The organism is Corallococcus sp. 4LFB (assembly GCF_046520365.1).
Taxonomy (GTDB): domain Bacteria; phylum Myxococcota; class Myxococcia; order Myxococcales; family Myxococcaceae; genus Corallococcus; species Corallococcus caeni.
In genome coordinates this window covers 1-10,862 of record NZ_JBKGHJ010000299.1, presented here as the reverse complement: position 1 = coordinate 10,862, position 10,862 = coordinate 1, and the positions used below count along the sequence as shown (strand labels likewise).

Sequence of the window (10,862 nt, the reverse complement as noted above, 5' to 3'; positions counted from 1 at the left end):
TGGGAGCTGGTCCGACAGTCGGAGCGGTTCGCGCCGTCCGGGCCAGGGGCCTCACTGGTCCGGCTGAGAAACTGAGAACGGGTCCGACAGTCGGACCGGTTCGTGCCGTCCGGGCCAGGGGCCTCGCTGGTCTGACTGAAGAGCTGGGAGCTGGTCCGACAGTCGGACCAGTTCGCGCCGCCCGGGCCCCTGGGCCCCTGGGTCCGCGCCTGCCTGACACCGGATGAGGACGGGCCGGCCTCGCGCCCAGGTCAGTCCCTCTTGCGATGTGATGTGCTCATCCGGCGGTGCAGCCTCATGGCGCGGCGCGCGAACAGGCCGCCGTGTCGTCGCGCTGGATGACGCCCTCTTTCATCACGAAGAAGACCTTCTGCGTGACGCGGATGTCCTTCAGCGGATCGCCCGGCACGGCGACGACGTCCGCCAGCTTCCCGGGCTCCAGCGTCCCCAGCCGGTCCGCCACGCCCAGCAACTCCGCCGCGTTCACCGTGGCGGTGCGCAGGGCCTCCGCCGGCGTGAGGCCTGCCTCCACCAGCAGCGCGAACTCCTGCGCGTTACGGCCGTGCTCGAACACTCCCGCGTCCGTGCCGAAGGCGATGCGCACCCCCAGGGCAATCGCCTTGCGCAGCACGTGCTCCCTTCGCTTGTCCACGGCGCGCAGCTTGGCGACGGTGGCCGGGGGGAGCTTGCCCTGGTCCGCCAGCTCCTTCACCCCGAAGAAGGCCAGGGCGGTGGGCACGTACCAGGTGCCCTTCTGCTTCATCAGCGCCACGCCCTCGTCGTCCATCAACGTGCCGTGCTCGATGGAGTCCACGCCCGCGCGGATGGCCCGCTTCGCCCCTTCCGCACCATGCGCGTGCGCGGCCACCTTGCGCCGGTGCGCGTGGGCTTCATCCACCACCGCGTCCAGCTCCGCCTGGGTGAGCTGCGGCGCGTCGGGGTCCGCGTTGAGGCTCATCACGCCCCCCGTGGCGCACACCTTGATGACGTCCGCGCCGTACTTCACGTTCTCGCGCACCTTGGCGCGCAGCGCGTCCGGGCCATCCGCCACGCCGGGGCTGGCGTCGTGGGCCAGCAGGCCCTTGCGGAACGAGTTGCCGTAGTCGCAGTGCCCGCCCGTGGAGCTGAGGCTGGACGTCGCCGCGAGGATGCGCGGCCCCACCACGGTGCCTCGCGCGATGGCGTTGCGCAGGCCTATGTCGATGAAGTCCTCCGCCCCCAGGTTGCGCACGGTGGTGAAGCCCGCCATCAACGTCGCCCGGGCCCACGGCAGCGTGTCCAGCGTCTGCTCGGGAATGGTGCGCTGGAAGCTGTCCACCAGGTCCTTGCGCCAGTCCGGGCCGGGCTCCACGGTCAGGTGCGTGTGCGCGTCCATGAAGCCCGGCAGCAGCGTGGCGTCGCCCAGGTCCACGACGCTCGCGCCTTCCGGTACGGGCGCCTTCGGTCCCACGCCCACCACCCTTCCCTCCGACACCACCACCACCCCCGGGGTGATGACCTTGCCCGCCTTCGCATCGAAGAGGCGGGCGGCCTTCAGGACCTGGACCCGGGCGGGTGCGGCGGCGGAGGACGACAACGACAGCAGGAGGGAACCGAAGAGCAGAGCGCGTCGCAAGGTCCCGCGATGCTACAGCCTTGTTTCATCCCGCGCGCAGCCGGTCGAACTCCACGGCGCAGTGCGCGGAGAACACCTTCACCTCGTGTCCGTGGGCACGCACCAGCCCGCGCAGCCGCTCCTGGTTCTGGAGCCGCGTGGCGTTGTCCACCGACTTCAACTTCTGGAACAGCGCCACGCCCCACGGGCTTCGCGGCGCCACCAGGTCCACCTCGCGGTGGCTGAAGTACGCGTCCCCCGCGTGCAGCACCCAGCCCCCGGACCCCTTCACCGCGACGCCGCAGTGGCCCGCGGTGTGGCCCGTCAGCGGCACCAGCACCACCTCCGCGTCCAGGCCCGGAATCACCCGCACCGACTCGAAGCCGAACCAGCGCTCCCCTTCCACGGCGTACCGGCTCCACTTCGGCCCGTGTGACCACTGGACCGGCTTGTACCCGAACTTCGCGCCGGCCTCCGGCGGCACCATGGCCGCGGCGTGCTCGTCCCCGAAGACGTGGACCTGGGCGTCCGGGAAGTCCGCCAGCCCCCCGACGTGGTCCAGGTCCAGGTGCGTGGGCACGATGTGCCGGACGTCCTCGCGCCGGAAGCCCAGGCGCTCCACCTGGGCCAGCGCCGTCTCCGCCGGATCCAACCGGGGCGCGTTCCGCTTCACGAAGCGCTGGCCCAGCCGGCCCTTCGCGTCCTGCACGTCCCGGGTCCCCAGCCCCGTGTCCACGAGGACGAGCCCCCGCGACGTCTCCAGCAACAGGCAGTGGCAGACCATCCGGGCCCGCTCGAACAGCCCGCCCGAGCCCGTGACGAACCGGGCGCTGGCGGGACACAGGGTTCCGCAGTTGAGGTGGTGGATTCGCATGCCCGGCAAGGTACGCACCGGGCCCCGGTGCCCGATTGGAGGAATCGGCCATGCGCTCCGGCGCCGCTTGAAAGCCCCGGCCCGGCCGCCCCATGCTTCCCGGCGATGGCCGCTCCGCCCGACACCGCGCTGGCCCCCCGGGCCGACCTGTCCCGCTTCATCCAGCGCGTGCGCGTCCTGTGGCGAGGCCCCTCCGCGGGCGACTACCTCCGCGTGCCGGACGGCACCGTCGAGCTGGTGGTCCGCGTCACCCCCACCACCTGCGACGTGCACGCCCTGGGACCCAGGGAGCAGGCGCTGCGCAAGGCGCCCTCGGAGGTGCCGCCCGACACGCTGGGCATCCAGTTCAAGCCCGGCGGCGCCTACCCCTTCTTCGGCCTGCCCATGTCGGAGCTGGCCCACCGGTCGCTCTCCATCGACACGCTCTGGGGCAAGGCGGACGGGGCCCGGCTCCGGGCCTCATTGGCCCAGGCCCCCACCTCCCACGCCCGCCTGCGCACGCTCGAGGCCGCGCTCGTGGACCGGCTCCACCGGGACGACGTCTTCGAACCGGCCGCCGCGTACCTCGTGCGGCGCGGCATCCGCCTGCTCACGGACGCCGTGGACCTCCCCCGCGTCGCGGACCTGGCCCGCACCCTGGGCGTGAGCGAACGGCACCTGCGCCGCGCCTTCGACGACGTGCTCGGCATGGGACCCAAGTCCTATGCCCGGCTCGTGCGCTTCCAGCGCGCGCTCCGGGCCTCCACCGTCCAGGGCCAGGGCGCACGGCCGGACTGGGGCGCCATCGCCGCCGGTGCTGGCTACTATGATCAGGCCCACCTCATCGCGGACTTCCGGGCCGTGCTGGGCACCACGCCCGGGGCGTGGTCGCGGGCCCGGGCGGCCTGAGCCGGCTCGGACGCGGTGCGTCGGGACGCGGCGGGTGAGAAATCCGCCTGCCTGCCGGGGGTCCTGGGGAATCGTTCGGGCGCTCGGACGTTGTGCTGCGGGCGTGGGCGTTTTCCCAGCTTGACCGTCGCCAGGCCATCCCTCACAAACGCCCCGTCCCCGCGGGCCTCCGTCCCGCGGCCCGAAAGGATCCCATTCATGAAGCGATTGATCGTCATCGCCGCCCTCGTGGGTGCCGCCCCGGCGCTCGCCGATGAAGGCATGTGGACGTACAACAACTTCCCCGCCGCCAAGGTGAAGGAGAAGTACGGCTTCGAGCCGAGCCAGCAGTGGCTGGAGAAGCTCCGCCTGGGCGCGGTGCGTCTGGCCGGCGGCTGTTCCGCCAGCTTCGTGTCGCCGGATGGCCTGGTGATGACGAACCACCACTGCGCGCGCGGCTGCATCGAGCAGCTGTCCACCGCGAAGCAGGACTACCTGGCCAACGGCTTCTACGCGAAGACGCAGGCCGAGGAGAAGCAGTGCCCGGCGATGGAGGTGAACCAGCTCGTCGAGATCACCGACGTGACGGAGCAGCTCAACAAGGCCACCCAGTCGATGACCGGCAAGCAGTACTCGGACACGCTGAAGGCGGAGATGGCCAAGGTGGAGAAGGCCTGCGCCAACGGCGACGACAAGGTGCGCTGTGACGTCGTCACGCTGTACCAGGGCGGCAAGTACAACCTCTACAAGTACCGCCGCTTCCAGGACGTGCGCCTGGTGTTCGCCCCGGAGCACGCCATCGCCTTCTTCGGCGGTGACCCGGACAACTTCGAGTTCCCCCGCTACGACCTGGACGTGTCCTTCGTGCGCGTCTACCAGGACAAGCAGCCGGTGAAGACGCCGGACTACTTCAAGTGGTCCGAGCACGGCGCCAAGGAGAACGAGCTCACGTTCGTGGCGGGCAACCCGGGCCGCACCTCGCGCGCGCTGACCATCGCGGAGCTGGAGTACATCCGCGACGTGTCCATGCCCAAGACGCTCATGTACCTGTCCGAGCTGCGCGGCATGCTCACCGAGTTCCAGAAGCGCGGCCCGGAGCAGAAGCGCATCTCCAGCAACATCCTGTTCGGCGTGGAGAACGCCCTCAAGGCGTCCAAGGGCCGCCACGAGGCGCTGCTGGACAAGCAGTTCTTCGCCTCCAAGGTCGCCGCGGAGCAGGAGCTGCGCAAGAAGGTCGCCGCGAACCCGGAGATGAAGAAGAAGTACGCCGCGGCGTGGGAGGAGATCGCCAAGGCGGAGGCGCAGCTCGTCAACCTGCGCAAGGACCTGAACTACATCGAGCAGGGCCAGGGCCTGTCCTCCACCCTGTTCGGCATCGCCAAGACGCTGGTGCGCGCCGGCGACGAGCTGCCCAAGGACAACGGCCAGCGGCTGCGCGAGTTCAACGACGCCAACCAGCCCGCGCTCAAGGCGCAGCTGTTCAGCCCCGCGCCCATCTACCCGGAGCTGGAGATCGCCCGCCTGACGTTCAGCCTCACCAAGCTGCGTGAGGAGCTGGGCGCCAAGCACCCGTTCGTGAAGAAGGTGCTGGGCAAGGAGTCCCCGGAGCAGGTCGCCACCCGCGTGGTGAAGGGCACGAAGCTGCGGGACGTGAAGGCGCGCAAGGCGCTCTTCGAAGGCGGCAAGAAGGCCGTGGACGCGTCCAAGGACCCGATGATCCAGCTGGCCGCGCTGGTGGACCCCGACGCGCGCGCCATCCGCAAGAAGTTCGAGGACGAAGTGGAGTCCGTCATCCGGAAGAACAGCGAGCTCGTCGCCAAGGCGAAGTTCGACATCTACGGCACCAGCCAGTACCCGGACGCGACGTTCTCCCCGCGCGTGTCGTTCGGCGCGGTGAAGGGCTACATGGAGGACGGTGAGAAGGTCGCGCCCATCACCCAGATGGCCGGCACCTTCGAGCACGCCACGGGCCAGGAGCCGTTCGCCCTGCCCAAGTCGTGGGTGAAGTCGGAGAAGGTCATCGACGGCACCACGCCGATGAACTTCGTCACCACCAACGACATCATCGGCGGCAACTCCGGCTCGCCCGTGGTGAACAAGAACCAGGAGATCGTCGGCCTGGTGTTCGACGGCAACATCCAGTCGCTGGGCGGCGAGTACGGCTTCGACGAGTCCGTGAACCGCACGGTGGCCGTGCACTCGGACGCCATCATCGAGGCGCTCCAGAAGATCTACGGCGCCAACCGCGTCCTGGAAGAGCTGCGCCCCGGCAGCACCAAGGTGCCGCCGGTGAAGGCGAACCCGGCGGGGTAGTCCTCCCCACCGCGTCCTGAAGTCCCCAGAGGTTGCCCGGTGCGAACCGGGCAGCCTCTTCTTCTTGCTAGCGTGCGCCCCATGTCGCACGACGCCCGAAGTGAGCAGTTCATGCGGGAAGGCTTCCTCCGGCTGGACGGGGCCTTCCCCCGCGAGCTCGCGGACGAGGCCCGGGCCCTCCTCTGGAGGGACACGGGCTGTGACCCGGACAAGCCCGCCACCTGGACCCGGCCCGTCATCCGCCTGGGCATGTACAGCCAGCAGCCCTTCGTGGACGCCGCGAACACGCCCGTGCTGCACGCGGCGTTCGACGCGCTCGTGGGGGCCGGCCGGTGGCTGCCGTGCCGGGCCATGGGCACGTTCCCGGTGCGCTTCCCCTCCCCCAATGGCCTGGAGGCCGACCCGGGCGACGCGGGGTGGCACATCGACGTGGGCTTCGACTTCGACAAGCCGGACTTCATGGACTGGCGCGCCAACGTCGCCTCCAGGGGCCGGGCGCTGCTGATGCTCTTCCTCTTCTCCGACGTGGGCGAGCACGACGCGCCCACGCGCATCCGGGTGGGCTCACACCAGGACGTGGCCCGGCGGCTGGGCCCCGCAGGCGAGGCGGGCCTGACGCTCCGGCAGCTCGCGGCCAACGGCTTTTCGGAGTCCGCCCACCGGCGGGAGGTGCTGGCCACGGGCGAGGCGGGCACCGTCTACCTGTGCCACCCCTTCCTCGTGCACTCCGCACAAGCCCACCGGGGAACGCGGCCGCGCTTCATGGCGCAGCCGCCGCTCTTGCCCCGGGAGCCGTTGAGCCTGGCCCGGCTCCCGGAGGACACGTCGCCGGTGGAGGAGGCCATCCGGCGCGCGGTGACCTGACCGCCCCGGGCCCTACGGCCGCCTCACTCCCACTCGATGGTGGCGGGCGGCTTGGAGGAGATGTCGTAGACGACGCGGTTGATGCCGCGCACCTCGTTGGTGATGCGCGAGGAGATGCGCTCCAGGATGGGGTACGGGATGCGCGCCCAGTCCGCCGTCATGCCGTCCACGCTGGTGACGGCGCGCAGCACGCAGGTGGACTCGTAGGTGCGCTCGTCGCCCATCACGCCCACGCTCTGCACCGGCAGCAGCACGGCGAAGGCCTGCCACACCTCCTTGTAGAGGCCGGCCTTGTGGATCTCCTCCTGCACGATGGCGTCCGCGCGGCGCACCAGGTCCAGGCGCTTCTCGTTCACCTCGCCCAGCACGCGGATGGCCAGGCCGGGGCCCGGGAAGGGCTGGCGGGAGACCATCTCGTCCGGCAGGCCCAGCTCGCGGCCCAGGGCGCGGACCTCGTCCTTGAAGAGCTCGCGCAGGGGCTCCACCAGCTTGAGCTTCATGTGCTCCGGCAGGCCGCCCACGTTGTGGTGGCTCTTGATGGTGACGGACGGGCCCTTCCAGGACACGGACTCGATGACGTCCGGGTACAGCGTGCCCTGCGCCAGGAAGCCCGCGTCCTGCACGTCGCGCGAGGCCTCCTCGAAGACGGCGATGAACTCCCGGCCGATGATCTTCCGCTTCTGCTCCGGATCCGTGACGCCGGCCAGCTTCGACAGGAAGCGCTCGCGCGCGTCCACCGTCTTGAGCGGCACGTGGAAGCGGTCCACGAAGAGCGCCTCCACCTGCGCGCGCTCGCCCTGCCTGAGGACGCCGTTGTCCACGAAGATGCACTGGAGCCGGGGGCCGATGGCCCGGTGCAGCAGGAGCGCCGCCACGGAGCTGTCCACGCCGCCGGAGAGCCCGCAGATGACGCGGCCCTCTTCCCCCACCTGCTTGCGGATGGTCTCCACCGCCTCGTCGATGAAGCCCTTCATCGTCCAGGAGCCGGTGACCTTGCAGTCGGTGAAGAGGAAGGCGCGCAGCATGGCCTTGCCCTGCGGCGTGTGGACCACCTCCGGGTGGAACTGGAAGCCGTACCAGGGGTTCGTCTTGTGGGCCGCCGCCGCGAAGGGCGAGTTGCCGCTGCGGCCGATGGCCTCGAAGCCGGGCGGCAGCTCGTCCACCCGGTCGCCGTGGCTCATCCACACCTGCACCTGGTCGCCCGGGCGGAACTCCGCGAAGGGGCCGCGCGCGGTGAGGACCTCCACCGCCGCGCTGCCGAACTCGCGGTGCGCTCCCCGGTCGATGCGGCCGCCCAGGAGCTTGGCGAGGAGTTGGAGCCCATAGCAGATGCCCAGGACGGGGACGCCGGCCTCGAAGACGTAGGGGTCGCAGCGCGGGGAGCCGGGCGCTTCCACGGACGCCGGCCCGCCGGAGAGGATGATGCCCTTCGGCGCGAACTGGCGGATGTCGGCGGCGGGGAGGTCCGGGCGGTGGATCTCACAGTAGACGCCCAGCTCGCGCACCCTCCGGGCGATGAGCTGGGTGTACTGGCTCCCGAAATCAAGGATCAGGATCTTCTCGGAGTGCAGGTCCACCGGCGATTCTCCCAGGGGGCGTCGTTGACGGGTGGGGGCCCTTATCGCTACAAACTTCGGGAAATCAACGCTGAAAGGCCGTCAATTGTTCGTGCGCCGCCTGTCCGCTTCCACTGCAGCAGCCATGCTCCTCCTGTCCGCTTCGGGGTGCGTGAAGGAGATCACCTCCGACGAACGCCTGGAGCGAGACACCCGCAGCGTCGCGGTGAAGGACGCGCCCGGGGTCACGGAGCTGTCCAAGCTCACCTGTGACGACACCACCCAGCCCCTCAACAAGGCGCGGGACGTGAACCGTCCGGAGTCGGACCGGTTGATCGACTACGTCAACCTGTACTCGTCCCTGAAGGACCGCACGCACACCTTCGAGGACGCCATGGCCCGCAACCCGGACCTGAGCTACCGCGAGGGCAGCCAGGGCCTGGTCAACGCCAAGGACACCTGCATCCAGCAGACCGCGGACGTCCGGGTGGAGTTCGAGACCTACCTGCGCGAGCTGGTGGACGTGCCCACGGTGCAGGAGATCAAGGGGGGCAACACCGTCACGGTGGCCCGCCTGGACTTCGCCACCCTGAAGAAGGCCATCGAGACGCTGGACCCGGACGACCGCGAGCAGCTGCTCCAGCGCGTGGGCGCCGCGGAGAAGCGCATCTCCACCCTGGCCGCCCCCGCCGAGGACACGTCCAGCGGCGGCAAGCGTCGCGGCAAGTAGGCCCCTGCCTGCCCTCCCCTGCCCCGGAGCTTCCCCCGGGGCGGGAGCCTCACCGCCCTACTCCATCCGGTAGTTGGGCGCTTCCTCGGTGATGATGACGTCGTGCACGTGGCTCTCCTTGAGCCCGGCGGACGTGATGCGCGTGAAGGTGGCCTTCGTGCGCAGCTCCTCGATGGTGGCGCACCCCACGTAGCCCATGCCGCTGCGGATGCCGCCCAGCATCTGGTGCACGTTCATGGAGAGCGTGCCCTTGTACGGGACGCGGCCCTCGATGCCCTCCGGCACCAGCTTCACCGCGTCCACGTCGGACTGGAAGTAGCGGTCCTTGGCGCCCTGCTTCATGGCGCCCAGGCTGCCCATGCCGCGGTAGCTCTTGTAGCTGCGGCCCTGGTACAGGATGACGTCGCCGGGGGACTCCTCGGTGCCGGCGAACAGCGAGCCGATCATCACGGAGCTGGCGCCCGCGGCGAGCGCCTTCACGATGTCGCCCGAGTACTTGATGCCGCCGTCGGAGATGATGGGGATGCCGTGCTTGTCCGCCTCGCGGGCGCAGTCATCCACCGCCGTCACCTGGGGCACGCCCACGCCGGCCACCACGCGGGTGGTGCAGATGGAGCCCGGGCCGATGCCCACCTTCACCGCGTCCACGCCCGCCTCAATCAGGGCGCGCGTGCCTTCGGCCGTGGCCACGTTGCCGGCGATGAGGTCGAAGCCCTTGAAGTTCTTGCGCGTGTCGCGCACGCCTTCAATCACGCCCTTCGAGTGGCCGTGCGCGGTGTCCACGACGATGACGTCCACGCCCGCCTTCACCAGCGCGTCGATGCGGGCCTCGCGGTCCGCGGACACGCCCACGGCGGCGGCGCAGAGCAGGCGGCCCTTGGCGTCCTTGGCGGCGTTGGGGTGGGTGCGGCGCTTCTCGATGTCCTTGATGGTGATGAGGCCCTTGAGCTCGTAGGCCTCGTTCACGACGAGGAGCTTCTCGATGCGGTGCTCGTGGAGGAGCTTCTGGGCGTCGTCGTGGGCGATGCCCTCGTGGCCGGTGACGAGCTTCGTCGTCATCACGTCCTCGACCTTCTGGGAGAGGTTCTTCTCGAAGCGCACGTCGCGGCTGGTGAGGATGCCCACCAGGCGCTTGCCCTGCACCACGGGCACGCCGGACACGCCGTGCATCTTCATCAGCTCCAGGGCGCGGGCGAGCGGTGCCTTGGGCTCGATGGTGATGGGGTCCACCACCATGCCGCTCTCGAACTTCTTGACCTTGAGGACCTCCAGGGCCTGCTGCTCGGGCGTCATGTTCTTGTGGATGACGCCGATGCCGCCCTCCTGCGCCATGGCGATGGCGGTGCGCGCCTCCGTCACGGTGTCCATGGCCGCGGACAGCAGGGGCACGTTCAGCCGGATGTTGCGCGTCAGGCGGGTGGTGAGGTCGGCATCACGCGGGGTGACGGCGCTCTCACCGGGCAGCAGGAGCACGTCGTCGAAGGTGAGGGCCAGCCGGATATCGGGGTTCAACATGGGGGCTCCCGGAGGCCCCGCGGGGCACCAGCGCCCGGCGGGTGCGTGTCCATACGGTTTGCGCGGCTGCCGCGCAACGGAAGAAGGTTTTTTGCCGCCCGTTCCCTCGGACTTCAGGTGATACTCGGCGTCCCACACACACTTCTTGGGACTTGGACCGGGCCTTGGCGGATTTGAATCAAGCGGGGGCGGTCGGGCTGGTGGTGAAGCTGCCCTTCGCCACCCCCGAGGAGTTCCTCGCGAAATACGGGGGCAACATCACCCGGGGCGGCATCTATTTGCGCGCCAAGGCCGTCCGCCCCCCGGGCACGGCCGTCACCCTGGACCTCCGCCTGGCAGGCGGCGACCGGCTCCTCTACACGGCGGCCATCGTCCACTTCGTCACCGGACAGCAGGGCCAGGGCATCTCCGGCATGGGCCTGAAGTTCGGGGAGGCGGACCCACCGACCCGCCGGTTCCTGGACGCCGCGGTCGCCGTGCTTCCGCACGCCCAGTCGGATCTGCCGCCCGTGCCCAACGGCGTGGGCCCCGCGGACTACACCGTCCCCG

General features: G+C 70.1%; 9 protein-coding genes. 5 read left to right on the top strand and 4 right to left on the bottom strand.

Features of this window, described 5'->3' with window-relative positions; all coding sequences use genetic code 11:
* Window positions 1-295: 295 nt before the first annotated feature.
* Window positions 296-1,615 (bottom strand): metal-dependent hydrolase family protein, encoded by a 1,320-nt coding sequence (locus tag ACLEQD_RS27295; protein ID WP_410387897.1) that lies wholly within the window; start codon window positions 1,613-1,615, stop codon window positions 296-298.
* A 25-nt stretch (window positions 1,616-1,640) separates the two neighbouring features.
* Complete coding sequence (locus ACLEQD_RS27290; protein ID WP_410387895.1) at window positions 1,641-2,468, bottom strand: MBL fold metallo-hydrolase; 828 nt, start codon at window positions 2,466-2,468, stop codon at window positions 1,641-1,643.
* Between the two features lie 105 nt (window positions 2,469-2,573).
* On the opposite strand from ACLEQD_RS27290, the gene ACLEQD_RS27285 reads away from it, so the two are divergent.
* The 3 genes from ACLEQD_RS27285 (at window position 2,574) to ACLEQD_RS27275 (ending at window position 6,512) form a co-directional block, all read left to right on the top strand.
* Window positions 2,574-3,356 carry a helix-turn-helix domain-containing protein gene (locus tag ACLEQD_RS27285; protein ID WP_410387893.1) on the top strand — a complete coding sequence of 261 codons (783 nt, stop codon included), beginning with the start codon at window positions 2,574-2,576 and terminating at the stop codon, window positions 3,354-3,356.
* 198 nt (window positions 3,357-3,554) lie between these two features.
* Window positions 3,555-5,648 carry a S46 family peptidase gene (locus tag ACLEQD_RS27280; protein ID WP_410387891.1) on the top strand — a complete coding sequence of 698 codons (2,094 nt, stop codon included), beginning with the start codon at window positions 3,555-3,557 and terminating at the stop codon, window positions 5,646-5,648.
* A gap of 81 nt (window positions 5,649-5,729) precedes the next feature.
* A complete protein-coding gene (locus tag ACLEQD_RS27275; RefSeq protein WP_410387889.1) occupies window positions 5,730-6,512 on the top strand; it encodes a phytanoyl-CoA dioxygenase in 783 nt (260 codons plus the stop codon).
* 23 nt (window positions 6,513-6,535) lie between these two features.
* On the opposite strand, the gene guaA is transcribed toward ACLEQD_RS27275, so the two are convergent.
* Window positions 6,536-8,089, bottom strand: coding sequence for a glutamine-hydrolyzing GMP synthase (guaA, locus tag ACLEQD_RS27270; RefSeq protein WP_410387887.1), 1,554 nt, complete (start codon window positions 8,087-8,089; stop codon window positions 6,536-6,538).
* 124 nt (window positions 8,090-8,213) lie between these two features.
* On the opposite strand from guaA, the gene ACLEQD_RS27265 reads away from it, so the two are divergent.
* Window positions 8,214-8,798 (top strand): hypothetical protein, encoded by a 585-nt coding sequence (locus ACLEQD_RS27265; RefSeq protein WP_410387885.1) that lies wholly within the window; start codon window positions 8,214-8,216, stop codon window positions 8,796-8,798.
* Window positions 8,799-8,855: 57 nt separating this feature from the next.
* Here ACLEQD_RS27265 and guaB read toward each other — a convergent pair whose 3' ends face one another.
* Window positions 8,856-10,313, bottom strand: a complete 1,458-nt coding sequence (guaB, locus tag ACLEQD_RS27260; RefSeq protein WP_410387883.1) for an IMP dehydrogenase — start codon at window positions 10,311-10,313, stop codon at window positions 8,856-8,858.
* 164 nt (window positions 10,314-10,477) lie between these two features.
* Here guaB and ACLEQD_RS27255 point away from each other — a divergent pair.
* Window positions 10,478-10,862, top strand: a 385-nt coding sequence (locus tag ACLEQD_RS27255; protein WP_410387881.1) for a TIGR02266 family protein, incomplete at its 3' end; no start/stop codon positions are given.

What these genes read in the sequence shown, in the direction of transcription:
- ACLEQD_RS27280 (WP_410387891.1), top strand. Translation starts at nt 3,555, where the DNA reads ATGAAGCGATTGATCGTCATCGCCGCCCTCGTGGGTGCCGCCCCGGCG.
- ACLEQD_RS27285 (WP_410387893.1), top strand. Translation starts at nt 2,574, where the DNA reads ATGGCCGCTCCGCCCGACACCGCGCTGGCCCCCCGGGCCGACCTGTCC.
- ACLEQD_RS27275 (WP_410387889.1), top strand. Translation starts at nt 5,730, where the DNA reads ATGTCGCACGACGCCCGAAGTGAGCAGTTCATGCGGGAAGGCTTCCTC.
- ACLEQD_RS27265 (WP_410387885.1), top strand. Translation starts at nt 8,214, where the DNA reads ATGCTCCTCCTGTCCGCTTCGGGGTGCGTGAAGGAGATCACCTCCGAC.
- guaB (WP_410387883.1), bottom strand. Translation starts at nt 10,313, where the DNA reads ATGTTGAACCCCGATATCCGGCTGGCCCTCACCTTCGACGACGTGCTC.
- ACLEQD_RS27290 (WP_410387895.1), bottom strand. Translation starts at nt 2,468, where the DNA reads ATGCGAATCCACCACCTCAACTGCGGAACCCTGTGTCCCGCCAGCGCC.